This is a genomic window from Roseibium hamelinense (assembly GCF_007830545.1).
Taxonomy (GTDB): Bacteria; Pseudomonadota; Alphaproteobacteria; order Rhizobiales; family Stappiaceae; genus Roseibium; species Roseibium hamelinense.
This window is the reverse complement of the sequence record NZ_VLLF01000006.1, coordinates 69,615-95,603: the sequence shown is the minus strand read 5'-3', so window position 1 is coordinate 95,603 and position 25,989 is coordinate 69,615. Positions and strand designations below refer to the sequence as shown.

At 55.6% G+C, this 25,989-nt stretch carries 21 protein-coding genes; 14 read left to right on the top strand and 7 right to left on the bottom strand.

Going from position 1 to position 25,989, the window contains the following annotated elements; all coding sequences use genetic code 11:
• Window positions 1-18: 18 nt before the first annotated feature.
• Both JM93_RS13065 and JM93_RS13060 read right to left on the bottom strand, forming a co-directional pair.
• On the bottom strand, window positions 19-1,629 hold the full coding sequence (locus JM93_RS13065) for a glutamate synthase-related protein (RefSeq protein WP_145344082.1): 1,611 nt from the start codon (window positions 1,627-1,629) through the stop codon (window positions 19-21).
• A 51-nt stretch (window positions 1,630-1,680) separates the two neighbouring features.
• Entirely contained in the window at window positions 1,681-2,925 is a 1,245-nt protein-coding gene (locus tag JM93_RS13060) for a cation:proton antiporter (RefSeq protein ID WP_145344080.1), read from the bottom strand.
• Window positions 2,926-3,262: 337 nt separating this feature from the next.
• Here JM93_RS13060 and bchE point away from each other — a divergent pair, with 337 nt between their 5' ends.
• The gene (gene bchE, locus JM93_RS13055; RefSeq protein ID WP_145344078.1) at window positions 3,263-4,915 is read left to right on the top strand and encodes a magnesium-protoporphyrin IX monomethyl ester anaerobic oxidative cyclase; all 1,653 of its coding nucleotides are present in this window, start codon (window positions 3,263-3,265) and stop codon (window positions 4,913-4,915) included.
• Window positions 4,912-5,520 (top strand): bacteriochlorophyll 4-vinyl reductase, encoded by a 609-nt coding sequence (gene bchJ, locus JM93_RS13050; protein ID WP_145344076.1) that lies wholly within the window; start codon window positions 4,912-4,914, stop codon window positions 5,518-5,520. Before bchE ends, bchJ begins: the two co-directional genes overlap by 4 nt.
• 38 nt (window positions 5,521-5,558) lie before the next feature.
• Here the strand turns inward: bchJ and JM93_RS13045 are convergent, their stop codons facing one another.
• The 3 genes from JM93_RS13045 to dxs all read right to left on the bottom strand — a co-directional run bounded on the left by JM93_RS13045 (window position 5,559) and on the right by dxs (window position 9,484).
• Window positions 5,559-6,308, bottom strand: coding sequence for a DUF1194 domain-containing protein (locus tag JM93_RS13045; protein ID WP_208995154.1), 750 nt, complete (start codon window positions 6,306-6,308; stop codon window positions 5,559-5,561).
• A 93-nt stretch (window positions 6,309-6,401) separates the two neighbouring features.
• Window positions 6,402-7,400 (bottom strand): cobalamin-dependent protein, encoded by a 999-nt coding sequence (locus tag JM93_RS13040; protein ID WP_145344074.1) that lies wholly within the window; start codon window positions 7,398-7,400, stop codon window positions 6,402-6,404.
• Between the two features lie 137 nt (window positions 7,401-7,537).
• Complete coding sequence (gene dxs / locus JM93_RS13035) at window positions 7,538-9,484, bottom strand: 1-deoxy-D-xylulose-5-phosphate synthase (RefSeq protein WP_145344464.1); 1,947 nt, start codon at window positions 9,482-9,484, stop codon at window positions 7,538-7,540.
• 363 nt (window positions 9,485-9,847) lie between these two features.
• Between dxs and bchI the strand changes: the two genes are divergently transcribed.
• Genes bchI through JM93_RS21735 form a run of 6 tightly spaced genes read left to right on the top strand, consistent with a single transcriptional unit; the run spans window position 9,848 to window position 16,340 of the window.
• The gene (bchI, locus tag JM93_RS13030) at window positions 9,848-10,879 is read left to right on the top strand and encodes a magnesium chelatase ATPase subunit I (RefSeq protein ID WP_145344072.1); all 1,032 of its coding nucleotides are present in this window, start codon (window positions 9,848-9,850) and stop codon (window positions 10,877-10,879) included.
• Window positions 10,872-12,662 carry a VWA domain-containing protein gene (locus tag JM93_RS13025; RefSeq protein WP_145344070.1) on the top strand — a complete coding sequence of 597 codons (1,791 nt, stop codon included), beginning with the start codon at window positions 10,872-10,874 and terminating at the stop codon, window positions 12,660-12,662. The genes bchI and JM93_RS13025 overlap by 8 nt, the downstream gene beginning before the upstream one ends.
• Window positions 12,659-13,597 (top strand): alpha/beta fold hydrolase BchO, encoded by a 939-nt coding sequence (gene bchO / locus JM93_RS13020; protein ID WP_145344068.1) that lies wholly within the window; start codon window positions 12,659-12,661, stop codon window positions 13,595-13,597. The genes JM93_RS13025 and bchO overlap by 4 nt, the downstream gene beginning before the upstream one ends.
• A gap of 35 nt (window positions 13,598-13,632) precedes the next feature.
• Window positions 13,633-15,165: a phytoene desaturase gene (locus JM93_RS13015; protein ID WP_145344065.1), complete on the top strand. Its 1,533-nt coding sequence runs from the start codon at window positions 13,633-13,635 to the stop codon at window positions 15,163-15,165.
• Window positions 15,146-16,198 (top strand): phytoene/squalene synthase family protein, encoded by a 1,053-nt coding sequence (locus JM93_RS13010; RefSeq protein ID WP_145344063.1) that lies wholly within the window; start codon window positions 15,146-15,148, stop codon window positions 16,196-16,198. Before JM93_RS13015 ends, JM93_RS13010 begins: the two co-directional genes overlap by 20 nt.
• Window positions 16,191-16,340 carry a hypothetical protein gene (locus JM93_RS21735; RefSeq protein WP_155197640.1) on the top strand — a complete coding sequence of 50 codons (150 nt, stop codon included), beginning with the start codon at window positions 16,191-16,193 and terminating at the stop codon, window positions 16,338-16,340. Before JM93_RS13010 ends, JM93_RS21735 begins: the two co-directional genes overlap by 8 nt.
• 5 nt (window positions 16,341-16,345) lie before the next feature.
• Here the strand turns inward: JM93_RS21735 and JM93_RS13005 are convergent, their stop codons facing one another.
• Complete coding sequence (locus JM93_RS13005) at window positions 16,346-17,302, bottom strand: carotenoid 1,2-hydratase (RefSeq protein WP_244300838.1); 957 nt, start codon at window positions 17,300-17,302, stop codon at window positions 16,346-16,348.
• Entirely contained in the window at window positions 17,227-18,771 is a 1,545-nt protein-coding gene (crtD, locus tag JM93_RS13000; protein WP_341873632.1) for a 1-hydroxycarotenoid 3,4-desaturase CrtD, read from the bottom strand. The genes JM93_RS13005 and crtD overlap by 76 nt, the downstream gene beginning before the upstream one ends.
• Before the next feature lie 99 nt (window positions 18,772-18,870).
• Between crtD and JM93_RS12995 the strand changes: the two genes are divergently transcribed.
• From JM93_RS12995 to bchZ, 6 genes are all read left to right on the top strand, one after another.
• Entirely contained in the window at window positions 18,871-19,740 is an 870-nt protein-coding gene (locus JM93_RS12995; RefSeq protein ID WP_145344061.1) for a polyprenyl synthetase family protein, read from the top strand.
• 7 nt (window positions 19,741-19,747) lie between these two features.
• Complete coding sequence (locus JM93_RS12990) at window positions 19,748-20,899, top strand: methyltransferase (protein WP_145344059.1); 1,152 nt, start codon at window positions 19,748-19,750, stop codon at window positions 20,897-20,899.
• Window positions 20,900-21,006: 107 nt separating this feature from the next.
• Window positions 21,007-21,948, top strand: coding sequence for a chlorophyll synthesis pathway protein BchC (gene bchC, locus JM93_RS12985; RefSeq protein WP_145344057.1), 942 nt, complete (start codon window positions 21,007-21,009; stop codon window positions 21,946-21,948).
• Window positions 21,945-22,952: a chlorophyllide a reductase iron protein subunit X gene (locus JM93_RS12980; protein WP_145344055.1), complete on the top strand. Its 1,008-nt coding sequence runs from the start codon at window positions 21,945-21,947 to the stop codon at window positions 22,950-22,952. Before bchC ends, JM93_RS12980 begins: the two co-directional genes overlap by 4 nt.
• A 23-nt stretch (window positions 22,953-22,975) precedes the next feature.
• A complete protein-coding gene (bchY, locus tag JM93_RS12975) occupies window positions 22,976-24,499 on the top strand; it encodes a chlorophyllide a reductase subunit Y (protein WP_244300845.1) in 1,524 nt (507 codons plus the stop codon).
• Entirely contained in the window at window positions 24,493-25,950 is a 1,458-nt protein-coding gene (gene bchZ, locus JM93_RS12970; protein WP_145344051.1) for a chlorophyllide a reductase subunit Z, read from the top strand. The genes bchY and bchZ overlap by 7 nt, the downstream gene beginning before the upstream one ends.
• Window positions 25,951-25,989 lie beyond the last annotated feature (39 nt).

Below are 25,989 nucleotides of genomic sequence, written 5' to 3'. Positions count from 1 at the left end.
TCCCTCGTATCAATCGGCTTATGCAACGCCGCCATAGGCGACCCCGGACAAATCCGACATCTCGCGTTTCCATGTTGTCAGATCGTTGATCGAGAACTCCGACAAGTGCCGGTGCCCGCAAGCACGCGCCATTACCTGCATCAGTTCAACAGAGGCCTCAAAAAAATTGGTCAGTTGGCGGGCTGATTTCTCGATCACCAATCTGTTCACAAGGTGCGGCTTTTGGGTCGCAATCCCGACCGGGCAATTATTGGTGTGGCATGCACGCATTGCGATACACCCAATTGCCTGCATTGCAGCATTGGAGACCGCGATAGCATCGGCCCCCAGCGCCATTGCTTTCACGAAATCAGCCGGTTTTCGCAGCCCCCCGGTGATGACCAACGAAACATCAGACCGGCCCAACTTGTCGAGATGCCGGCGCGCACGGGCAAGAGCCGGAATGGTCGGCACAGAAATGTTGTCCCGGAAAATGATCGGCGCAGCACCGGTGCCACCGCCCCGGCCGTCAAGGATGATGTAATCAACACCAACCTCTAGGGCTGCATCGATATCCTTCTCGATATGCTGAGCAGACAGCTTGTAGCCAATCGGGATACCGCCCGTGCGGCTTCGAACCTCATCTGCAAAGTCTCTGACTTGGCTGCAATCATTCCAATCGGGAAAACGCGGCGGGGAAATCGCATCTTCGCCCTCTTTGAGCCCACGCACCTCAGCGATCTTACCCTGCACCTTGGAGCCGGGCAAATGTCCGCCGGTGCCGGTTTTGGCACCTTGCCCACCTTTGAAATGAAACGCCTGCACCTTGCCAAGTTTTTCCCAATCAAAGCCAAAACGTGCCGAGGCAAGTTCATAGAAGTAACGCGAGTTGGCTTCCTGCTCTTCTGGTAGCATTCCCCCCTCGCCCGAACAGATGCCGGTGCCAGCCAACTCCGCCCCGCGGGCCAGCGCGATTTTTGCAGGTTCGGACAGGGCTCCAAAGCTCATGTCGGACACAAGAAGCGGAATCTTGAGCCGCAACGGTTTTTGTGCGTTTGGCCCGATGACGACATCCGTCCCGACAGCTTCATCATCGAGTAGAGGAAAGGCGGCGATTTGAGCGGTCAGCAGCTGAATGTCGTCCCAATCGGGCAACTCAACGCGCGGGACGCCCATGGCGTCCACAACACCATGATGGCCAGTCTTGCTGAGCCCGTCTTTGGCATATTGCTGGATCAGCTTGTTATAAGGCTCTTCTTCGGTGCCATGGCTGGTGTCCGCATAAAGCCCGAGATAAGCTTCGCGATCAAATGGCTGCGGGTTCTGCTCTGCCCAAGAAGCAATTTCGTCCGCGTCGACCAAAATGCTGTCGCCTTCGAGCCAGCTGTTGAATTTCGGCAAGGCTTCAGAATTGTTGTACTCCGATATACCACTGTCGATCCGGTAGTCCCAATAGTGGACACCGCAAATCAGATTGTCACCGTCCACATATCCATCGGACATCAACGCACCACGGTGCAGGCAGCGCCCGTAGAACACAGACACCTCCTCGCCGAAACGCACAACGACCAGATCGACATCGCCAACCAACGCATATTGCGGCTCACGATCCGGCAACGTACTGCGTTTGGCCACTTCTTTCGCGTTCATGTTTCCCCCTCAACTAGAGATGTCTCGGCAGCTGCCAAGACCCAAGTGGTCTCACAAAAAGCTCTCTTTCCGCATGTCCGGAACCGGCTGCGCTTCTGGCGCTTCTTCGCGGCGAGCCATATAGGCGCCAAACCATTTCGCGGCCGGCACCGCTGTCGCACCGTGCAGGACGGAGCTGATCCAAACAGCGTTTATGGCCAGCATCAAAATGGTCTCGCCCAACTCGTGATCGATCTGATCAACGACAACCAATGCGAACAGTGCTGTTGCTAGTCCGCGCGGCCCAAACCAGCCAAAAAACAGTCTCGTAGCCGGTGCAGCATCCGAACCGATAAGAGAGATCCAGATCGCAAGCGGACGCACCACGAAAAGGCTTACCAAAATGATTGCCAGCATCTGCCAATTGAGGTGCAGGATCGCCGCAGGGACCAATGCAAGACCAATCAGGAAAAAAGCGCCCCAAGTCAGCATTTGCCCCTCGCTCTCGGTAAACTCGTAAATGAACGGACATTGGCCTTTAACGACATTTCCAAAGAAGAGTCCGGCAACAAACGAGGCGATGAAGCCGTTTCCGCCGACTTCTCCGGCCGCGAGGTAGGCTCCACCCGCCATGGCAATTGCGCCAATGCCTTCTATAGTGACAGAAGTCATGTTCCGTGCTTTGGCCAACAGGAACAGCTGGCCGCCGACGTACCCGAGAAAGACGCCGACAATCGGTCCGAAAATCAGTTGCTTGGCTCCGAACAGTGCCCAGTTTGTGGCGTCAGCATCCATCATCTCGGCGGTTAGGCTCGCAAATAGCAAGATTGCCGGAAGCGCCAAGCCGTCATTCAATCCGCTTTCAACCGTCAACGCGCGCCGGACACGCTCGGGAACCAGCGGATTGGTGACTACCGCCTGACCCAGTGCCGCATCCGTCGGCGCAAGAATAGCCGCAACAAGCATTGCGGCAACCAAGGGAAGGCCTGCAAGAAATGGTATCGCCGCGATGGTCCCAAACAGGATTGAAAGCGGCAAGCCGATCACAAGCATCCGCAGCGGCCAGGTGAATTTGCGGCGAAGCGCCTTCAAGTTGATTTGCGCTGCATCGAGAAACAGAAGAATGATGAGGGCGAGTTCAGCAACGATATGGAGCAAATGCTCTGCCTCTCCAACCGGCATCATACCGGTCATGGCAAGCACATACCCCAAGCCCAGAAACAGGATTGGTGCGGTAAAAACCGTGGTTGCAAGCGTTTTCGCCAGCAATGTGTAGCAGACCGTGAAGGTCGCCAGCATCAGTAGACCCGTTGCCATTACGCAGTGCCCCCTCTCCAATGGACCGCATTTGCTCAGGTCAGTTCAGAATTCTCAAATCATATCGACATGACGGGCTTGTGTAGGGTGGCTGACAAGGCCGGACCGTTAAACCCTTCAAACTGTGATTTAAATCATTCCAGACGAACGTAACGGTATCTGTATCTTGCGTAGCCCGCTAGTCCGGTTTTTGCATAGTCTTCAACACCGCGTGATGATTGCTCAGCAGAGAAGGATTGCCCGCACACTGACTGTTGCCATGACTTGACATTGATGCATGTCAATCAAAAAGGACGCCGGATGTGTCAATCTTTATTTACACATCGGAGGATTGGCCATGCGCATTCTTTTTATTCACCCGAACTATCACTCCGGCGGAGCCGAAATCGCCGGAAACTGGCCACCAGCGTGGGTGGCCTATCTGTCGGGTAGCTTAAAAAACGCAGGCTTTGACGACATCCATTTTTTGGATGCAATGACTAACCATCTCGATGACGAAGGCATTCGCGATGGCATTTCCGCGGTTGCACCGGATGTTATCGGCGTTACATCCATCACTCCTTCTATTTATGCCGCCGAACACATTCTTGAACTCGCCCAAGAAGTCGCCCCAAATGCACTACGTATGCTCGGCGGAGTGCATGCGACCTTCATGTACAAGCAGGTCCTCAGCGAAGCGCCTTGGGTCGATGTCATCGTTCGCGGCGAAGGTGAGGAAATTGTCATCGACCTGATGAAAGCCGTTGCCGAAAACCGATGGCCAGAAGACCGATCGAAAATCAAAGGCATCGCGTTCAAAGATGACAACAAGATCATTGCCACCGCCGCAGCATCAACCGTTAAGGATCTCGACGCAATCGATCCGGATTGGAGCATTCTGGAGTGGGATAAATACACCTACATCCCCCTGGGAACACGCGTCGCAATCCCGAATCTGGCCCGGGGTTGCCCGTTTACCTGCTCCTTCTGTTCACAGTGGAAGTTTTGGCGGGACTACCGGGTTCGCGATCCACAGAAGGTTGTTGATGAGATTGAGGGGTTGGTGCGGGACCACGATGTCGGCTTTTTCATTCTCGCGGACGAGGAGCCGACCATCAACCGCAAAAAATTTGTTGAATTCTGCGAGGAGCTGATCGCCCGCAGCCTCCCCGAGAAGGTCAAATGGGGCATCAATACGCGCGTGACAGATATCATGCGTGACAAGGACCTTTTGCCGCTTTACCGCAAGGCGGGCCTTGTTCACGTCAGCCTGGGCACTGAAGCCGCAGCCCAGTTGAAACTTGACCAATTCAACAAGGAAACCAAGGTTGCTGACAACAAGGAAGCGATCCGGCTTCTGCGCGAAGCTGACATTTTCGTTGAAGCACAATTTATTGTCGGGCTCGATAATGAAACCGAGCAGACACTGGAAGAAACTTACCAGATGGCCTGGGACTGGCAGCCGGATCTTGCCAATTGGGCCATGTACACACCGTGGCCGTTTACGCCTCTGTTCCAAGAAATAAAGGACCAGGTCGAGATCTTCGATTTCTCAAAATACAACTTTGTCACGCCGATCATGAAGCCAGCTGCGATGAGCCGGGGTGAGCTGCTTAACGGAGTAATGAAAAACTACCGGCGCTTTTACATGCAAAAAGCACTGTTTCATTATCCTTGGCGGGGAACAGGCTTCCGGCGCCGATACCTGCTTGGCTGTCTGAAGGCGTTCTTGAAGGCCGGATTCGCACGCACCTTCTATGACCTGGGAAAGGCGGGGTACTGGGGCCCCCAGACAAAAAACAAGGTTCATTTCGATTTCGATGAAACCCGCACGCTCGCCGAGGCCCAGCTGGAAGACTGGGAGTCGGCCGCTGACCGGGCGGCACGGGCCGCAGAACGGCGTGAGTCCATTAAGCTTCAGGGTAAGGAGCGGGCAAGGATGCGCGCCAATACCGCCGCGCAAGTAACAGCCTGCGGCGGCGGCACGCAGCAAATGACTGAAAATGCATGACCCCCTCCATTGCTTCGGCCAGCACAGAGAGCCTCATAGGTCCGAATGCTGTTTCGCAGCTACTCGATGTTCTCACAAAAGAGGGTGGGGCTGAGCTGAGAAGCGATTTCGAACGGAAAGCGGGTCTGGTTCCTTTACCGGACCTGACGAGCATGATCCCCGAAACGGTTGCAGCAACCGCGCATAACACTGTCCGGCATTGTTATGCAAAAACGTCGATCGGCATTCTCAAACGCGCCGGCTATCAAACGGGCGACTATATTCTGGCCAATCGCATTCCCGCGCCTGCAAAATGGCTTCTCAAGGCCCTTCCTGACTTCCTGGCAAGCCGGCTTTTGGCGCAAGCGGTTGCAAAACATGCCTGGACATTTGCAGGTTCCGGTGAGTTTCGGGTGACATCTCAAAACCCGCTGACCTTTACATTGAAGGATAATCCACTGATCCGCGGCGAAAATGCGGCTTCCCCACAATGCATCTGGCACGCCATGGTGTTTCAGCGGTTATTCAACGCCCTTGTTGATGCGAACGCTAAAGTCATCGAAACCGAGTGCTGCGCGATGGGGCATCCGGCGTGCCGGTTTCAGATTTCCTACGAGAACACGTGACAGATGATGGATCTTGGCGACACCCGCCCGGGTCAGCGTCATTTCTGAATCGCGATTTGAGCGAGCTTGCGACCAACATCAACATTGCTGGCGATCTCGAGAATGAGCTTTTTGCGAACTGCGCTGGCAAAGGTTTCCGGATTATCCGCCGTAACGACAAAAGACCCAGGGCCGCCGATGATCTCTGAAGCAAAGCGTGATTCGAGATCATAGGAAATCGGACGGCCAGAACAATGCCGACACAAAACCGCCAGTCCGTTGATTACAATACCGGAATTGACGACGGTCTCACGTGCCTCATGGATCGTCGGACCATTCCAGTTGTTGGCGCTGTCGGCCGACAAGTCGATCACCTTGCGCAATCCCATAATATCATTGCTGTCAATCAGGTCTTTACCTTTTAGCAAGGCCGCGCCAATAGCGTTCCGCCCAAAAGCGCGGCGCGGGGCGGCCATTAATTCAGCAGCGAACTCCTGTGCCGCCGGGAGCCCATCAATTACGGTCCAGCCAACCACCACATCTTGCGAATTGGCGCTGCCCCATTCAACATATGTTATTGCAATTTTACCATACGCATTGCTGGCAATTGCTGACAAAACAGCCGGATCCGTTACCGCAGTGGCATAACCCTGACGCTGAAACTTGATTTCTGCCTCATCGATCGAGCCTGTTGCATCGGCAAGGAGCACAAGTTCAAGATCAAGCTCTTCTGCGGATGCAGATGAAGATGCAGCCCAGAGCGAAACCAGCATCGACGCCACGACAAAACAACAGCATAGGTTCCGCAAAACACCCTCCCAATATTGAATGTGTCTGCGAAAGCTTACCCGATGCCCACATTGCCTTGACCACACACGTCTTCGTGAGGATGCGCCGCAATTTTAGGCAGCCGCGGATTTGCGAAGTGCATCTCCGGGGCTGTTTGCAACAAAATCGGCTCCTAATGACATGAAATGAGCCGGATCCTTTATCACTTTGATGCCACCCGCCGCGATGCGTAGATTGGGATTTTTTGAACATGCAGCTGCACGTCCACAGAACAGCTCAAAATCCGTGTCCGTCGTTTGGGTGCCCATCGAAAGCCCCAGCACATCGACGTGTTCTGCCTTCAAGAGAGTCAGCACCGGCGCTCCCGCCTCCATATCGGAGCCGCCGAGCACGTTCCATCCCGCTTCGGCGAAACAAGCATTAAGAACGGTCATCCCAAGCACGTGAAAATTTAACGGCATCCGTGCCAGCAGAATTGTGCGCTCACCCTCATCGGGAACAGGTGCGGCATAAACGGCGGCCAAGTGATTTACGAAGCATTGCAGGCGAGTGCTGGCAACCGCAACAGACACAAAGTCTTGCACATCATTCGCCCAAGCCTGCCCCAAATTTCTGGCAAGTGGCAAAACGAATAATTCGCAGATTCCGATGATAGAGTGGCCAGAACGCTCCAGTCTGTAGGCGCATTCCTGAAAATCTTTTTCGTCCGGTTCGACAAGCGCCCGGCTGAGCGCATCGAAAAAATCCGGATCCAATAGCGGCCCATCAGCGATCAGACGATCGCATGCGCGCGGAAGGCTCCCAGACGGGGCCTTGGATGGAAACCCGGGTACATGATCATGTTCATGAGCAACCCGCTCAAAGACATGTGCGCAAATTGCGTTGGACAACGATGTCCTGTCCCGCGCAGTAAAGGTGTTTTGGCATGGATTTGAACCGAGACCGGCTTCATTCGAAAACCCGGCAAAGCTGCTGAAGCCGCCATCGCCACCGAATTGCATGGTCTCATCAGTTATTGTGAAGCCCTTGTCGGCAGCGGTGGCGCTCCCAAACTCAAAATCTGCAACCTCGCCTAGACGTTGTATGCTGGTTACCCAACCGTCTGTGACCATGGCTGCCTCCCGTCGCAAAAAACACTGATCTTTCGGGTTTAAACCAATGCCACTGACGCTTTTTATTATGCTGATCAGCAGTCATATTAAGTCATCCGCAAAGACCTCGTTAAAAACGAAGGAATGTACCAAATTTTTTAGAATGTCACTTTAAGTGACTTTTCAACTCCCTCGCCTTGATCAATAGATAAACATCTCAAAACCACTTTTGCAATGCTGTTAGCGTCTAATCGTGCTTTTGCGTACATGGCTTCCGGCGAAGCCTGCGCGATATTTTCATCCGGCAAAGTCAGGCTCCGGATTTGCAACCCAGAATTGATCAAATCAGCATCCGCCAAATGGTGCAGCACATGGGATCCGAACCCGCCAACAGCCCCCTCTTCCACACAAATGAGAAGGTCGTGACTGCGCGCAAGACGCTCTACAAGCTCGGTATCCAGCGGCTTTGCAAACCGTGCATCAGCAATTGTCGGGAATATACCCCGGGCATTGAGCATATCTGCGGCAGCCAGTGCCTCCGAAAGTCGCGGACCGAGGGTCAAGAGCGCAACTGTCCGACCATCGCGCACAATACGACCTTTGCCAATGTCCAATTCGACTGTCTTTTCCGGCAGCTCAACACCCGTTCCCGCACCTCGTGGATACCGGAACGCGATCGGACCGTGGTCATATGCCCTGGCTGTTGCCACCATGTGAACAAGTTCGGCTTCATCAGCCGGCGCCATGACCGTAAACCTTGGCAGATTTGATAGATACGCAAGGTCATAGGCACCAGCATGCGTCGGCCCGTCCGCACCAACCAGGCCAGCCCGGTCAATTGCGAATCTCACTGGCAGGTCCTGAAGAGCAACATCATGCACAATTTGATCGTACGCCCGCTGTAAGAAAGTGGAATAAATCGCACAGAAAGGTCGCATACCGCCCGCAGCCAGCCCGGCGGCAAAAGTCACGGCATGTTGCTCGGCGATGCCCACATCGTAGGCCCGGTCCGGAAATGCTTTTGCAAAGGCCGCGATTCCCGTGCCGGAAGCCATTGCTGCTGTGATGCCCACCACCGACGGATCCTGTGCCGCTTCCTTGATGAGACTGTCGCCGAACACTTTGGTGTAGGAAGGCGGTGATGCTTTGGCCGAGGGCTTGTCCGGCGCGCCAGTGACAAGATTGAATGTTCCAACCCCGTGAAACTTGTCGTTCGACTGCTCGGCAGGGTCATACCCTGCTCCTTTTCTGGTCACAGCATGGATCAGTATTGGCCCCTCACCATGCGTTTTCAGAGCGCGCAGCAGCGCGACCAGATCCGGCACATCGTGACCATCGACCGGTCCGTAATATTGGAAGCCCAAGTGATCAAAGATATTGCCAGACCCCGCCAGCTCCTTCATGGCGCGCTGGGTCCGCTCCATGCCTATGCGAAGCGGATCAGGCAGCAACTTTGCGCCCCTTTTCAAAAACCGGTCAATCTCGACAACCGGCAATGTCCGGCATAAGTTCGCGAAGTGAGAGGAGGCAGCGCCGACAGACGGTGAAATCGACATCTCATTGTCGTTTAAGACAACGAACAAACGCTTGCCCAAAGCGCCGGCATTGTTGATTGCCTCGTAGGCCATCCCCGCCGACATGGCACCATCACCGATAACGCACACCACGTCTCCAATGTCAGCTCCCATGTCGCGCGCCACTGCAAAACCAAGGCCTGCCGAGATCGATGTTGATGAATGCGCCGCACCGAACGGGTCGTATTCGCTTTCAGAGCGCTTTGTGAAGCCGGAAAGGCCATCCTCCTTGCGAAGCGTCGCCATGCGCGCCCTGCGGCCAGTCAGAATCTTATGCGCATACGCCTGATGCCCGACATCCCAAATCAACTTATCACGGGGTGTATCGAAAACAGCGTGGATCGCAACTGTGAGCTCGATCACGCCGAGCGTTGACCCCAAGTGACCGCCAGTGCGTGAGACCGACGAAATGGTATCAGCGCGAAGCTCCTTCGACAATTGACAGAGCTGCGCGTCCGACATGCGCCGGAGCTGTTTTGGGTCATCCACCTGGTCTAGCAATGGAGTGGAGCTTTGCACCGGCTTCGTCATTTGCATGGCATCCTCTCTGGGCAACTGCCCCTTTAAAGCACTCTCAAAGCCTTCCGAACGCAGTCTGTCACCAGAGATAGTCAACCCAAAAGACAATTATGTAAACTTTTTTGTACACTTTTTTGCCAGAAACAAAACTAACCCCGCCCGTAGAAAGCGCCTTAAAAAGCATATAAATTATTGATTTTATGAAAATAATACTCATTAAAACATGTTGCCACTCGTCAAATTGATGCGCAACTCAACAGGCACCCTGCAATTCCACGCATTGCAGACCCGGCAATATTGTATAATCTAGTTGACACTTCATGCTATGCCGGACTGGTCCGGTTGGTGACTACAGAACGCGAAGGGCCCAACATCATGCAAAGCCCCTTTCCTTTTTCCGCGATTGTCGGTCAAGACGAAATGAAACACGCCTTGCTGCTGGCCGCGATCGAGCCTGCGCTCGGTGGTGTACTGGTTTTCGGAGACCGGGGAACAGGCAAATCAACTGCTGTGCGTGCACTTGCAAATTTATTGCCGAAAATTGAGACACGCAAAGGCTGTTCCTACAATTGTGTACCAGCCCACCCGTCATCGGAATGCACGATCTGCAACAGCTCCCCAAAACCTGCAAAAGTGAAAGTGACCGCCCCGATCGTCGACTTGCCACTGGGCGCGACCGAAGACAGCGTCTGCGGCGCTCTCGATCTTGAAAAAGCTCTTCTCAAAGGAGAACGGAGTTTTGCCCCCGGCCTCCTCGCCAAAGCCCATCGAGGTTTTTTATACATTGATGAAGTCAATCTGCTGGAAGACCATCTGGTCGATTTGCTGTTGGACGTCGCGGCTTCCGGGACGAATGTTGTCGAACGCGAAGGCTTGAGCGTCCGGCATCCGGCAAAGTTCATTATGGTTGGCAGCGGAAATCCCGAAGAAGGCGAACTCCGGCCACAGCTCCTCGACCGCTTTGGACTGTCAGTTGACGTCTCCTCGCCGAAGGATGTCAAAACGCGCGTAGAGGTCGTTAAGCGGCGGGAGGCCTACGAAGCCAGCACAGGTAGTTTTTGCGCTGATTGGGCGGCGATGGATCAAAAACTCCAGCGGAGAGTACTTGCTGCGCGCAAACTGATCCCGGACATGGAAACTCCGGACAGTGTCTTCGCATTTTGTGCAGAGCTTTGTTTGCGGCTCGGGATCGATGGTCTTCGAGGCGAGTTGACTCTGATCCGTGCGGCGCGCGCACACGCCGCCTTCGAAAAACGTAGCACTGTGACGCTGAAAGACGCGGTTTCAGTTGCGCCAATGGCTCTGTGCCACAGGCTGCGCCGTGATCCACTGGACGAAGCCGGATCGACGGCGCGGGTAAGCCGGGCCCTTGGAGAGGTCAGTCAAATGACGGTGGGAAATGCCTGATACCGTCGGCAATATCGCTGCCGGACAGCAAAAATGGCAAGACGCATTGCTCGCCGCGCGCCTTCTGACACACTTTCCAGACGCAGGTGTGTCTGCGAGGGTACGGGGTAGTCCCTCTCCGGCACGTGAAAAGTGGCTGGTCTATCTAAAATCAAGCATCCCAAATGAGCGGCCGTTGGTTCGAATTCCGTCCAATTGCACGCCGGAAAATCTACGTAGCGATATAGACGTTGTCGCATCCCTTGTCGCCGGACGGATCACCCGCAGGGTCGGCAGTTTGGAGCGCGCCAACAGAGGCTACATTCTGGTTTCTATGGCCGAGCGCCTGGAGGCGGCATCGGCCTCGCTTCTGGCCCAGGCTGCCGAGGGCACTCTGCAGCAAGACACCCAAAAGGGAGGCGGCGCCATCCGAAGCGTGATCGTCGCCTTTGACGAGGCAGGAGACGAGCAGCCGCAGCTTCCCGCTGTTCTTTCCGAGCGCTTAGTCTTGGATGTTTGTGTCGACGGCCTCGACTTGAAAACCATTGAGACAATGGACACTGGCCGAGGCAATCGCACCAATCAGCCTGTTGATTGGCAGCAGGTTACGCTGTCAGACAAGCAACAACAGCAGATTTCCGATTTGGCTGTTCTTCTTGGCTCAGGGTCACTCCGCGTTCAAATCGGGCTTTCAAAAATCGCTCGCATGGTTGCCGCACTCGATGGCCGCAACGACGCGACCGACAGTCATCTCGCGCATGCTGCGCGGCTTGTCTTCAAAGATATAGCCATTCCTGAAGTCGCTGAAGCGCCCACGGAGGACGCAGCCACACCGGACCAGCAATCAGACAGCCAATCATCCCAACAAGAAGCCGACCAGAACACAGACAAGTTTCCAGAAACGCTTTCCGACCTGGAAGACCTTCTGGTGAATGTTCAAGCGGCAAACGCGAGTATTACCGGTGCTCTGAATAGCGACAAAAAGTCGAGAGCCTTGCGCAATGCGAAGACCGGAAAATCAGGAAACCGAACCTTAAAAAGCAGCCGGGGCCGCCCGGTTGGGCTGACAGCAAAAGCACCTTTTTCAGGCGTCCGCCCCAACATTTCGGCCACATTGCGGGCTGCGATACCCTGGCAGAGGTTGCGGAACCCAGTTGCACTTCAAATGGGTTGGACGGCGGATCTTGGCCTGCGCATCTCACCCACAGATTTCCGGTTTGTACGTTTCAAGCATCGATCGGAAACCACTGCCATCTTCGCTGTCGACGCCTCGGGGTCGACAGCACTGTCCCGGCTCGCGGAAGCAAAGGGCGCCGTAGAGCTGCTCCTTGCCGATTGTTATGTCCGCCGGGACAGTGTCGCACTTGTCGCGTTTCGCGGAACATCCGCTGACACGCTGCTTGAGCCAACCCGGTCATTGGTGCGAGCGAAGCGAAGCCTTGCAGCGCTGCCAGGCGGTGGAGCAACGCCTTTGGCAAGCGGTATCATGCGTTCTCTTGAACTGGCCGAACACGCAAAACAGAGGGGACAGACGCCCCTAATCGTCTACCTTACGGACGGGCGCGGCAATATCAGCCTTGCTGGAAACGTGGACCGCAAATCGGCATCCGAGGAAGCTGTTCAGCTGGCCCGGCAAGGCGCTGCATTGGGTATCAGGTCCATTTTTATCGACATCGCGGCCCGGCCGAAGCCGTTGGCTCTGGATCTAGCCAAGGCGATGGAGGCTGAGTACTGCGCCTTGCCGCATGTCACTGCATCCGCCGTATCGCAGATTGTCAGCCGCCATCTGGCAGAAAAGACATGACACGTTCCCCGCCGCCACAAACCAACGCCAATGCAGCACATGGTCGCAGCGCCCCATCCCGTCCGGATTGGTTGACGCGGCAACTGGAAACAGCACAATGGCCTGATCGCAACAAAAGCCGTCTTGTGCGCGCTGCCAACATCGATTGGCACGTTCAGTTCTTCGGGAACACCGCGCAGCCGGTATGCCTTATGCTGCACGGCACCGGAGCATCAGGCCACTCCATGGGTCCGCTTGCCCGTCTTTTCTCTGAGGATTGGCATGTCGTTGTTCCGGATCTGCCTGGCCACGGCTTCACACGCAATGCGACTTCTCAACAGCTGAGCCTTCCAGGCATGTCAGCCGCGCTTACGGCACTGCTCGACGCACTGGACATTCGGCCAGCTAACGCAGTCGGTCACTCTGCAGGGGCAGCGGTCCTGCTTCAGCTTTCTAAAACCGGCACCTTAGCAAACACTAATATTTTCGGGGTCAACAGCGCATTGGAACAGATTGCAGGCGCCAGCATCCTGTCGCCCCTGGCAAAACTCTTGTTTGCCAATCCCCTAACCCCTCGGGTTTTCGCATTTCAAGCGCGGTTTGGGGGCCTGTCTGACCGCCTGATCCGCGCCACCGGATCGCATGTGCCAGCAAACAGCATGACTTGTTACCGCCATCTGTTTAACACGCCCAAACATGTCCGCGGAGCGCTCGGGATGATGGCAGGCTGGGACCTGGCGCCGCTTATCAAAGACCTTGGAACAATCGAAAGCGAAACGCTGCTGATCGCCGCCCGGGATGACCGCATGGTTCCGGCACGTGTTTCCAAGGCAGCGGCGCACAGTTTGCCAAATGGACGATTCTTGTGCGTTCAAAACGGCGGGCACCTTGTCCATGAAGAAGAACCGCAAATCGTCGCAAATTTGATCCGGGAGACGTCGAAAGCAGCAGCTTAGCCGCTCTTCACCGCAACTAGCCGATTGGAACACCCATGACGTATCAGCGCCATATTGCTCTACAACGCAATGCCGAAGATGGCAGGTCACATGCAGTGGTCATCGGCTCGGGTTTCGGCGGGCTGGCAGCTGCAGTCCGCCTTGGAGCCCGTGGGTATCGCGTCACTGTCCTGGAACGGCTTGATCAGCCGGGTGGGCGGGCACGCCGGTTCCGCCAGGATGGTTTCACCTTCGATGCGGGGCCGACGATCATTACGGCCCCATTCGTTCTGGAAGAGCTCTGGAAATTATGCGGCAAGACCCTGGCCGATGATGTTCAACTGGTCGCCCTTGACCCGTTCTACGCCGTCCGTTTCGATGATGGATCCGAATTCCGGCCATCTGCAGATGAAACCCGCATTAGGGCTGAGGTCAGCCGCCTCAGCCCCGGGGATGTTGCAGGCTATGAGCGCTACCTTGAAGAAAGTGCCCGCTGTTTCGAAGCAGGCTTTACAGGCATGGTGGATCGACCAATCGGGAGCTTGGCCGCTATGGCAGCCGTGTTGCCGGATTTGATCAGAAGGCGCGCCGATCGCTCGGTGTTCAACCTTGTGGGACGCCACATCAAAGATCCGCGGTTGCGCGTAGCCTTGAGCTTTCATCCGCTGTTTATTGGAGGCAACCCGCTGCGAACCAGCGCCATGATGAGTCTCATTTCCTATTTGGAAAAACAATATGGCGTTCATTATGCCATGGGAGGCACACACGCCCTTGTGGAGGGGTTGTGCAATCTGATCGACGGGCAAGGCGGACAAGTGATTTGCAACGCCGAAGTTGCAAGGATCGACGAAGACAAAGGTCGAGCATCGGGAGTTACGCTCAGCGACGACACCACAATCCCTGCGTCGATTGTCGTCTCAAACGCGGACACCGGCTGGACATACAAGAACCTTTTGAAGACTCAACGGGCTAAACGATGGACAGCCGCAAAGATCGATCGGGCAAAGCACTCCATGAGTCTCTTCGTGTGGTATTTCGGAACAAACAGGACATATCCCAATATTGATCATCATACAGTGGTCATGGGCCCACGCTTCAAGGGTCTTCTGACCGATATTTTTGACAGGAGAGTGCTCGCCGAAGACTTCAGTCTGTATCTCTACAGGCCAACAGCGACCGACCCGTCAATGGCGCCGGATGGGTGTGACAGTTTTTACGTGCTGTCGCCGGTGCCCAACCTGGAAGCCGAATTCACATGGACTTCGGATCTTGTGGAGCGCTACCGCCAACGAATTGAAGCGTATTTGGCAAAAGAAATGTTGCCGGACCTTGGGCATCACGTGGTGACGTCAAAACTGATGACACCGGTCGACTTCAAGAACGAACTTTTATCGATCAAGGGGGCGGCCTTCGGAATGGAACCGCTTCTAACCCAGCTGGCCTGGTTCCGGCCGCACAACAAAAGCGAAGAGCTGGAAAACCTCTATATCGTTGGCGCTGGAACGCATCCCGGTGCCGGCCTTCCGGGGGTTATCTCCTCAGCCAAAATTCTTGACTCCGTGGTGCCGCATGCTCGCCAAAACGCCTAAACCGTTTGCTTTGCCTCCCGAGCTACAACGCACCTGTGACCTTGCAATCAATGACGGGTCGAAGTCATTTATGACCGCCTCACTGCTTCTACCACCCGACACGAGATGCGCCGCCCGTGCACTTTATGCATTTTGCCGCAATGCGGATGATTTGATCGACGATGCCTTTGATCCGCAAGAAAGCTTGGAGCTTCTGCGCAACCGGCTGAGTGTGATTTATTCAACTCAAAAACCGGTAGAGGCTTGTGATCAGGCTTTCGCAATCCTGGTCAAACACTTTGACATTCCTCGGCACCTTCCCGACGCCTTGATTGAGGGTTTCGCCTGGGACGCGGCTGGAAAGCGCTATGAGACATTGGAGGACTTGAAGGGCTATGCAGCCCGCGTCGCGTCAACCGTCGGTGTCATGATGACTTTGGTGATGGGACAACGGGATGCAGCAACTCTTGCTCGCGCTGCCGACCTCGGTCTAGCAATGCAGCTTACAAACATTGCGCGGGATGTCGGCGAAGATGCTTTGAACGCCCGCGTTTATCTGCCACTGAAATGGCTGTCCGGTGATGAACATGATTTACCGCTGTATCTTGAACGCGGCGGCGAAACTGAAAATATCCGGCGTGCGACGCAGCGGCTGCTCACCGAGGCCGATATCCTCTACAAGAGGGCACTTACGGGTATTGCCGAGCTACCTTTTGGATGCCGGATCGCGATCACAAGCGCGGGGCTGATATATCGCGCAATCGGAGACGAAGTTGCAAGGAACAGATTCGACAGCATCACAAGACGCGCCCATACCAGCACCACGAAAAAACTATTTCTCGTTGGCTTGGCGTGCTTGAAAACGAGTCTGACGCGCAGATGCGATACCGCGCCGCCCGATCCTGCGACCCGGTTTCTGACCGAGCCATGCATTAAATCAATGCCTCAGCGTGTTCATGGTCTCGACGCCAAGGCTGCACGGATGCTGGAATTGATAGCTTTGTCCGAAATGCGCCGCAGGGAAAACCATGAACGGAGCGGATTGAATGCCTGAGGCTGCGCTTCTTGAGATTGTGTTGGTTTTCGGAGGGTTCATCGCCTTCATCATTTGGCAGCAAAAGTCGCTGAAGCGCGATATCAAAGCACGTGAAGAGCGCGAGCGGAAAGAGCGCGAAAACCCGCCGCCCGACTCCTGACCCGCTTACCAGCCTGACCTGCGTGGCATGCGCCACGGCAGCATCAGCTTCACAAGAGGCGAGGCATACCGGTCGCCGGACAGGCTTTCATGAATTAACTCAACAGGTTGCCCCAACAATTGGGTTTTCAGTTTGGACCTCATGTAAAACGGGCTATCCTCGAGCGTCGACAGGACCTCGGCTGCAGCTCCCTCGTCATGATGGCCACTACGTTTCATTCTCCAAAAACCATGTGGCAGACTGGATTTAGCCGGCTTATCATGCTCTGAAATGGCGCCATCCTCAGACGCTGTTAATGAAAGGCAATGGCGGGTCTTGTCTTTGCGATTGACGTCATAGATCAAAACGGCACGGCCATCCGGCAAGACGCCTCTGGCCCAGTCCCAATACTCAAAACCATACTCCAGAGGCTCCAAACCCCAATTGCTGTCCAGATAACCGTGACCGGTCCAACTCTCGCGGGCACCTTCGAACTCAACCGAGATGTCAGCCAGAGGCGCAATCGGCCACCAGTTGTGATCACCTTGCGCGTCAATACAGAACTGACGCCTCGTAACTGCTTTGGGTATTAATTGAATTCGGCAGCGCAGGCGCTCCGGATACCACTCTTTGGGCGGCCGCGGCACAGCGCGCTCATCCAGATTGAGCACCAAAGCACCATCCTGCCAGGTCAGCGAACTTGGCCCGACCCTGAATGACTCAGCATTACGCGAAAGTGCCTCGCGACCGCGCTCGGTCATGGCCCAACGGTTTCCCGAAGGCGCATAAAGCGCAACATTGATGCACACGTGGTTTTCCGGCGATTTGCGGCCTGACCAAGCGTAATAGGGTGAAAAGACAGACCCAACAAAAGCGATGACGCTCAACCCGAAACGCCCGCATTCACTCAAGCCGTCGACATACCACCAAAGATACCCCCCCGGCGGAACCGGCGCATCGAACCGCGGTCCAACACCAAGCATTCCGCCGCAAGTTTCCCGGAAAGCGCTGCCATCGGCACGCCCGGTCCCGGATGAACGCTGCCCCCCGCCAGATACAATCCCGGGATTTCGGTCCGGTTCGCTGCACGGTTGAACGCCCCCATCCAGCCGTGGGTCTTCGGACCGTAAAGCGCTCCCCCAGAGGCCGGAAACAACCGGTGAAAGTCCGTAGGACCAGTCGTGACCAGGTCCGCAGGGTCTGGATCGAGGTTTAATCCGCATCGTTCCATCAGTTCGATTGACGTCTTCAGACATGATGCGACCTCTTGTTGATCCGGCAGGTTTCTATCGCCGGCAGCTGGGGCATTAACGAGACACAAAAGCCTCTCTTTGCCGGCACCCGCAGGTGCCTGGTCATCCAGACGGTCCTGCGCACAGACATAGACGGTGCCTCCAGGAGACATTGTGCCGCGCCGGAATACAGCATCGAATTCATCTTGGTAATCGGATGCAAAAAACACGGTGTGATAGGCCAGCGGGAAGTCTGTCGGCTTGCCATTCATGGCAAAAGTGACCGCAGACAGCGATCGTTCCTGCTGTGTTAACGGGCTGAAAGAGCGGGCTGAATTATCCGGGCGCAAAAGTGCCGGCAATGCCGAGACATCTCCGTTGAAGACGATCGAAGACGCATCGATCTGATCTCCGCCCGCCAGTCTGACCGCCTGGACACGCCCGCCGGCTATATCGATCCTGTCGATTTCCGTCTCAAACTGGAAAGTGACACCGAGCTTTTGAGCTGCCCGAACAAGCGCAACAGCCAGGGAACTCATTCCACCCGGCAGCCGCCAGCCGCCGCATTGCTCGACATGCGCGACCAGCATCAAGGTGGCAGGCGCTTCAAACGGCGATGATCCACAATAGGTAGCATAGCGGCCGAACAATTGCCTGAGCCGCTTGTCAGGGAAATAGTCACCAAGCGCCTTCCAGAGCGTAGAAAAAGGTCGCAATTTCAAGTTGCCCGAAAGGTCCCCAAAGCCCATCCGGCGGGTCAGCTCGAATGGTCCCGGCCGTTGCGCGTCGATAAAGGTCGTTTTCAATCTCTCAAAAACATCTGCACTGTCGGCGCAAAACCGAAGATAGCCCTCGGCATTTTCCACATCGCTAAACGATTCAATTGCGGCGGCACTTTTTGAAGGCTCCTCGAATAGATCAAGGTAACCGCCGGCGTTCCAGACGTGACGCGCCAAAAGGTCCGCAGCCTGCACCTGAGCTGCGCGCTCAAGTGTGTCGCCCGCCTTCTGCAGAAGATCATCAAACACCCACCGCATGGTGAGAACGGTTGGACCCCCATTGATCCTTGCGCCACCGACCGGCACTTGGCGTGCCTTGCCACCTGGATAGGCTTGCCGTTCGAGCAGCAGAACCCGCTCGCCGGCCGACGCAAGGTGAATTGCGGCCGCCAAGCCACCAAAGCCTGCCCCAACAACTACGACCGGTTTCTCAAGCATCATCCAAGAACTTCCGTCAACATTGGTTGACATTCCATTTCATTGTGTCAATCTTATTTGACATTGTCTACCGTATAGAAATTATGACACAAGGGGCGTGTGATGAACTTGCAAAATCGCATTGAGCGCGGGTTGGAGCAGGCAATCACATTTGCAACTGCAGGGGGGAAACCTCCGAAAGTCTGCGCCGCGGTGAGACACGCAGTCTTTCCGGGTGGAGCCAGGATCAGGCCCCGCTTATGCCTCGCCGTTGCGCTAGCCTCCGGAGATCGCAACCCGGATGCAGCTACAGCTGCCGCAACGGCGATAGAGTTGCTTCACTGCGCCTCGCTCGTTCATGACGACTTACCATGTTTTGATGACTCGGATCTGCGCCGCGGTCGCTCCTCTGTCCACGCGGAGTTCGGCGAACCGCTCGCTGTTCTTGCGGGCGATGGGCTGATTGTGTCTGCATTTGAAACATTGGCACGCGGATGTGCTCAGGCGCCTGAGACACTTGGTCCGCTGGTAACCACTATTGGCCGCGCAGTCGGCACGCCACACGGCCTTGTTGCCGGACAAGCATGGGAAAGCGAGCCGGAAATTGATCTGCGCGACTATCACCGCGCCAAAACCGCCTCATTATTTACCGGGGCAACAGCAGCGGGCGCCATTGCGTCCAACGCCGATCCACTCAAGTGGCTTGAACTAGGAGAAGCGCTCGGGGCAGCATACCAGGTCGCTGACGATTTACGCGATACAGCTGCAACGATCGAAGAACTCGGCAAACCGGTGGGCCAGGACGTGGCTCATGCCCGGCCCAATGCTGTCGAGGAACTGGGGCTTGCAGGCGCTGTCACTCTGTTGCAGGAAACCGTCCGCAAAGCAGCAGATGCGATCCCGGAATGTGCCGGCGCGGACATGCTCCGGCAATTGATCCTCGGCGAAGCCAAGCGGCTAGTGCCAAAGAAACTGGCTCAATCGGCAGCGTAACAAGGCCATGTCTGAAAACGCTGCGATAGGTTCACCCGCACAGGATGGCAAAACCCGCCTCGGACTGCGGGACCGGATCCGTCTTTTGCGTCAACGCGCGGTCAGCACACCAGCCTTTCATCACTGGCTGAGACGGATGCCGTTCGGCCGCCGGTTTGCAAACGCACGGGCTGCGGACCTGATGACGATCATAAGTGGATTTGTCCAGTCGCAGGTTCTGTCCGTCTGTTTGAAATCGGGCATTTTGGATTTACTGAAGCAGCAACCTTTGCCAGCTCCCGCGATCGCCGCCCGGCTTGATCTCCCTGTTCGGAATCTTGAACCCTGGCTACAATCAGCAACAGCGCTCGGCATCTTGCAAAAATTGGACAATGGTATGTTCGCACTTGGCGACCATGGCGCAGTGGTTGCTTCGGATGCTGGCTTGCAGGACATGATCCGCCATCATGATGTGCTCTACCGGGATTTACTCCAAGCCCAACAGCTGCTGCACACGGGACACCGTGACACAGAATTGCACACGTTCTGGAGCTATACTGGAAAACACGGCGTAGATAGCGCAGAGGCAAAAGCCTATTCGCAGGTTATGAGTTCTAGCCAGCAAATGCTGGCAGACGAGATTGCTGCCTCTTGCAGGTTCAGTGACTTCAAAACAATCGTCGATATCGGCGGAGGAACCGGGCGTTTTCTAAGAGCAATTGGCACGCGGCACCCACACCTTTCCTTGCATCTGTTCGATCTACCGGCCGTCATCGCCGAGGCGCAAGAGGCCATGGAGAAACACGGATTTTCCAACCGGTGCATTTTCCATAGCGGCAGCTTTTTTGACGATGAGGTTCCTCGGGACCACGACCTTTACTGCCTTATCCGGGTCTTGTTCGACCATCAAGACGATTCTGTCATTAGACTGCTCAGTAATGTGCGCAAGGCTATGCAACCTGGCGCCAAGCTTATGATAGCGGAGCCGATGGCCGGCACCTCGAAGGCCGAACAGATCTCGGCGGCCTATTTTTCAGTTTATCTCTTTGCGATGGGCGGCGGCCGATGCCGCACACCATGTGAAATCAATGACTTGACCAAACTGGCAGGTTTCAAGCGCCTCCGCCTGATAAAGACGTCAAATCCGATGCTTCTAACGGTTTTAGAGGTCCAGGCGTAACACCGCACTTACACCTATCTATGTAAAATTTGATTGACACTTTGAGATGTACATTTATTCTGACATTAGGAGGAGCGCAACCTGACAATACAGGCTTGCCAAGAACCATGGAAACAAACGCCGTCCTTTTTGAAGCACCGCAATCGGTCGATGTAAGACCCCTTCAGCTGAAGGAGCAGTCTGGCGCAGACGTTTTGGTGGAATCACTTTGGAGCGGCATCAGTTCAGGCACTGAGAAACGTCTGTTCGAGGGCACGATGCCCGTCTTCCCGGGCCTGACCTACCCGCTTGTTCCCGGCTACGAAACCGTTGGACGCGTCTTGAAAGGCGATGCAGCCGGAAAGCATAGGACCGGCGACATCGTGCTTGTTCCAGGTGCCAATTGCTACCAAGACGCAGCCGGCCTGTTTGGCGCTACAGCTTCACATCTCATTGCACCGGCCTCCCGTGTTATTGCGGTAAATGAATCCCTCGAGGCAGATGCCACATTGCTGTCTCTGGCAGCAACTGCACATCACGCTTTGATGCGTCCAGGAACCGAAGCACCAGATCTTGTGATCGGTCATGGGCTTTTGGGGCGGCTTGTCATTCGCGTAATGGAAGCCCTTGATATGCCGCAAGCCGCTGTCTGGGAAAAGAACGCCGTGCGCCGAAGCGGCAAATTTCCTTACAACGTCAGTTGCGCAGAAAACCAGAAGGACATGCGGTTTCATACAATCCTGGACGCCAGCGGCACTCAGGATGTTATCGACTTGTGTGTATCACATTTGGAGCCCGGCGGTACGATCACGCTCGCTGGCTTCTATGACGAGCGGCTTTCTTTTGCATTCGCACCAGCCTTCATGCGTGAAGCACGTATTCAGATCGCGACCGAGTTCAAGCCGGAAGACTTGTCCGCTGTTTCAAAACTGATCGCCCAGGAACGCCTGTCCCTGAAAGGCTTGATCACACACACAGCCCGTTTTTCCGACGCGCCATCGGCCTACCAAACCGCTTTTTGGGATCCGGCCTGCGTCAAAATGATACTTGATTGGAGGACACCGCAATGAGCGACGGCGTAATCACCGACGGTGTCTCGAAGGTTTACGACACCCTGCGCAAGGAGGCTGCAGCGCCTCTACCGGAACCAATAACCGGACCAGCCACCAAGGAAACGCAGATTATCGCGATCTACGGCAAGGGCGGCATCGGCAAGAGCTTCACCCTTGCCAACCTGTCCTACATGCTCGCGCAATTGGGAAAAAAAGTCCTGCTGATCGGATGCGATCCGAAAAGCGACACCACCTCCCTGCTTTTTGGCGGCAAGGCGTGCCCGACAATCATCCAAACTTCTTCGAAAATGAAAGAGGCGGGTGCAGATCTTAAAATCGGCGATGTGTGCTTCAAGCGGGATGGTGTTTTCGCGATGGAACTCGGCGGACCAGAGGTCGGCCGTGGCTGCGGCGGGCGCGGCATCATCCACGGGTTCGAAACGCTTGAAAAACTAGGCTTTCACGACTGGGACTTCGACTATGTTCTGCTCGACTTTCTGGGCGATGTCGTTTGTGGCGGTTTTGGCCTGCCGATCGCCCGGGACATGTGCCAGAAAGTCGTGGTCGTAGGCTCCAACGACCTGCAATCGCTTTATGTCGCCAACAACGTCTGTTCAGCAGTCCAGTATTTCCGCAAGCTCGGCGGCAATGTTGGCGTTGCTGGCCTTGTGATCAACAAAGACGATGGAACAGGAGAGGCGCAGGCATTTGCTGAATCGGTCGGCATACCGGTGCTCGCCGCCATCCCGCAGCACGAAGATATCCGGCGCAAAAGCGCGAATTATCAGATCATCGGACATCCGGAGAACCAGTGGGGGCCGTTGTTCGGGCAGCTGGCTACAGCACTTGGCGAAGCACCGCCGATCCTGCCTGAACCACTGTCCCAGGACGATCTGATCGGGCTTTTCGAAGCATCCGACAAGACCTCAGGCATTGTTCTGGATCCGGCAACCGAAGAGGACATGTGTGCTGCCAGTTCGCTGTCCAAACCTTCCCTCGAAATCATCTACGACACGGTGTAAGGATCATGGACCGCTCGACCAACATGGCCAGCCCTCAGGTGGAAAGCCCAACGGCGGCAGATACCGTTGACACCGCCTGCCATGCAGGGGCGGAGAAAATGCGGGCGGCAGCCATGGCGTCAGGCAAGCAAGAGCTGCTCGAAGGCTTCAGCAAGGACTATCCTGTTGGCCCTCATGACCAGCCGCAATCCATGTGCCCGGCCTTTGGCTCGCTCCGGGTTGGACTGCGCATGCGTCGTGTAGGGACAATTCTGTCCGGCTCTGCATGTTGCGTGTACGGATTGACCTTCACGTCTCACTTTTATGGCGCGCGCCGGTCGGTCGGATATGTGCCTTTTAATTCAGAAAGTCTTGTAACCGGCAAACTCTACGAGGACATCCGCGATGCGGTACACCTCATGGCAGATCGGGAAAAATACGATGCAATCATCGTCACCAATCTGTGTGTTCCAACCGCCTCTGGCATCCCTTTGCAAATGTTGCCAAAGGAAATTGACGGTGTTCGGATCGTAGGGATTGATGTTCCCGGCTTTGGTGTGCCGACCCATGCCGAGGCAAAGGATGTGTTGTCTGCCGCTATGCTTGCCTATGCCCGTAGGGAAGCCGAAACGGGCCCGGTTATGCCGCCGCGCGACGGCGTCAATGACAAGCCGACTGTTACGCTTTTGGGTGAGATGTTTCCGGCAGACCCGGTCATCATTGGGAAACTGCTTGAGCCAATGGGGCTTGCCTGCGGTCCGGTAACGCCAGTCAGAGAATGGCGTGAACTTTACTCTGCGCTTGATTGCGCTGCGGTCGCTGCAATTCACCCGTTCTACACCGCATCAATAAGGGAATTCCGGACGGCCGGCCGTCCGGTGGTCGGCTCAGCACCGGTGGGAGCTGAGGGAACCGATGCATGGCTTCAGGCGATCGGCCAGACTTGTAATGTTCCACAGGCACAGGTCGACAAGGTGCGCAACGGGATACGGCATGCGATTTCAGCAGCTTTGAAGGCGAACCCAATTTCGGGCCGGATAACGCTGTCTGGTTACGAAGGCTCGGAGCTGCTGGTCGCTCGCCTTTTGATCGAGAGCGGGGCCGATGTCCGATATGTCGGCAGCGCATGTCCTTCAACGGATATGTCGCGCGATGACGCAGACTGGCTGCGCGCCAAAGGCGTTCATGTTCAATTTCGCGCATCTCTTGAGCAGGATATTGCAGCGGTTGAAGAGTTTTTGCCGGATCTTGCCATTGGAACGACACCGGTCGTGCAGCACGCCAAAGAGAGAGCAACGCCAGCTCTTTATTTTACAAATCTGATTTCGGCCAGGCCGCTGATGGGGCCGGCCGGAGCGGGATCTCTGGCAGGTGTCATTAATGCCGCGATGGCCAACAAGGCGCGTTTTGATGACATGAAATCCTTCTTCGAAGGTGTCGGTCAAGGCGACAAGGCTGGGGTATGGGAAACGACCCCAAGCGATCTTGAAGCGGTGCGTAAGCGCCACGCCAAGACCAGCAGGGTCGCAAAGAACGCTGTCGACAACGGGGAGGCCGTGGGATGTTGATCATCGATCACGACCGAGCCGGCGGCTATTGGGGATCGGTCTATGCCTTTACCGCAATCAAGGGCCTTCAGGTGATTATTGATGGCCCGGTGGGCTGCGAAAATCTGCCTGTTACCTCTGTGTTGCATTACACAGATGCCCTGCCCCCGCACGAACTTCCGATTGTCGTAACCGGATTGTCCGAGGATGAACTTGGGCAACATGGCACCGAACAGGCTATGAAACGGGCCCGCAAAGTGCTGGATCCGGAACTGCCGGCAGTTGTCGTTACCGGTTCCATAGCTGAAATGATCGGCGGTGGTGTCACGCCGGAAGGTACAAACATCCTGCGGTTCCTTCCAAGAACTATTGACGAAGACCAATGGCAATCGGCCGACCGCGCCCTGAAATGGCTTTGGACAGAGTACGGGCCGCACAAAGGAAAAGTAAAGGCGCTTAAGCCGCGTAAAGAAGGTGAAAAACCAAAAGTCAATATCGTCGGTGCGATCTACGGCACCTTCAATATGCCGTCTGATCTAGCGGAGATCCGCCGGCTAATCGAGGGCATCGGCGCTGAAGTCAACATGACGTTCCCGTTAGGATCCCATTTGAACGAAGTCGCAAGACTTGCAGATGCGGAAGTCAATGTATGCCTTTATCGGGAGTTCGGGCGCCAATTATGCGAAAGCCTCGACCGGCCCTATCTGCAGGCTCCGATTGGACTGCATTCGACCACTGCCTTCCTGCGCAAATTGGGAGAACTGCTCGACCTCGATCCGGAACCATTTATTGAGCGGGAGCGGCACACAACACTGAAGCCGCTTTGGGATCTGTGGCGCTCCGTAACGCAAGACTTTTTCGGCACGGCAAGCTTTGCCGTGGTGGCGAGCGAAACCTATGAACGCGGCATTCGCAATTTCCTGGAAGACGATCTTGGCATGCCTTGCGCCTTTTCGCAGCGCAGGTCCGCCGGCGTAAAACCCGACAATGAAAAGATCCGGCGGCAGATCTTTGAAACCAAGCCGATGATTGTCTTCGGATCCTACAATGAACGGCTCTATCTCGCCGAAACAGGAACCCGCGCGGCTTACATACCCGTATCCTTTCCCGGCGCCATTATCCGCCGCCACACGGGGACACCGGTTATGGGTTTTTCCGGGGCTGTCTGGCTTACGCAGGAATATTGCAATGCCCTGTTCGACGCTCTGTTCCACATTCTTCCCCTGTCGACGGAAATGGACCAGGTCGAAGCAACGCCTGCCCGTGCAGCAGCCGAGGTGAGCTGGCAGGACGCAGCTGCCCAGCATTTGGAAAATTTGATCTCAAAAGAACCCGTCCTGATCCGGATTTCAGCGGCGAAACGGCTACGGGATGCAGCGGAAGCTTCGGCCCGCAACAAAGGCCGGGACGTTGTCATGGTGGACGATGTCGAAACGACGTTCCGCCGCAAGGCATTGGGAAATGCAGTTTGAACCCAACGGGCGCATCGCCCGGCATAACGTGGAGGATCG

Coding starts and splice junctions, on each gene's coding strand:
- JM93_RS13065 (WP_145344082.1), bottom strand. CDS start 1,629: ATGAACGCGAAAGAAGTGGCCAAACGCAGTACGTTGCCGGATCGTGAG.
- bchZ (WP_145344051.1), top strand. CDS start 24,493: ATGTTGATCATCGATCACGACCGAGCCGGCGGCTATTGGGGATCGGTC.
- JM93_RS12995 (WP_145344061.1), top strand. CDS start 18,871: ATGAACTTGCAAAATCGCATTGAGCGCGGGTTGGAGCAGGCAATCACA.
- bchI (WP_145344072.1), top strand. CDS start 9,848: ATGCAAAGCCCCTTTCCTTTTTCCGCGATTGTCGGTCAAGACGAAATG.
- JM93_RS13010 (WP_145344063.1), top strand. CDS start 15,146: ATGCTCGCCAAAACGCCTAAACCGTTTGCTTTGCCTCCCGAGCTACAA.
- dxs (WP_145344464.1), bottom strand. CDS start 9,484: ATGACGAAGCCGGTGCAAAGCTCCACTCCATTGCTAGACCAGGTGGAT.
- JM93_RS21735 (WP_155197640.1), top strand. CDS start 16,191: ATGCCTGAGGCTGCGCTTCTTGAGATTGTGTTGGTTTTCGGAGGGTTC.
- bchC (WP_145344057.1), top strand. CDS start 21,007: ATGGAAACAAACGCCGTCCTTTTTGAAGCACCGCAATCGGTCGATGTA.
- bchE (WP_145344078.1), top strand. CDS start 3,263: ATGCGCATTCTTTTTATTCACCCGAACTATCACTCCGGCGGAGCCGAA.
- JM93_RS12980 (WP_145344055.1), top strand. CDS start 21,945: ATGAGCGACGGCGTAATCACCGACGGTGTCTCGAAGGTTTACGACACC.
- JM93_RS13005 (WP_244300838.1), bottom strand. CDS start 17,302: ATGCTTGGTGTTGGACCGCGGTTCGATGCGCCGGTTCCGCCGGGGGGG.
- JM93_RS13015 (WP_145344065.1), top strand. CDS start 13,633: ATGACGTATCAGCGCCATATTGCTCTACAACGCAATGCCGAAGATGGC.
- crtD (WP_341873632.1), bottom strand. CDS start 18,771: ATGATGCTTGAGAAACCGGTCGTAGTTGTTGGGGCAGGCTTTGGTGGC.
- bchO (WP_145344068.1), top strand. CDS start 12,659: ATGACACGTTCCCCGCCGCCACAAACCAACGCCAATGCAGCACATGGT.
- bchY (WP_244300845.1), top strand. CDS start 22,976: ATGGCCAGCCCTCAGGTGGAAAGCCCAACGGCGGCAGATACCGTTGAC.
- JM93_RS13040 (WP_145344074.1), bottom strand. CDS start 7,400: ATGGTCACAGACGGTTGGGTAACCAGCATACAACGTCTAGGCGAGGTT.
- JM93_RS12990 (WP_145344059.1), top strand. CDS start 19,748: ATGTCTGAAAACGCTGCGATAGGTTCACCCGCACAGGATGGCAAAACC.
- bchJ (WP_145344076.1), top strand. CDS start 4,912: ATGACCCCCTCCATTGCTTCGGCCAGCACAGAGAGCCTCATAGGTCCG.
- JM93_RS13060 (WP_145344080.1), bottom strand. CDS start 2,925: ATGGCAACGGGTCTACTGATGCTGGCGACCTTCACGGTCTGCTACACA.
- JM93_RS13025 (WP_145344070.1), top strand. CDS start 10,872: ATGCCTGATACCGTCGGCAATATCGCTGCCGGACAGCAAAAATGGCAA.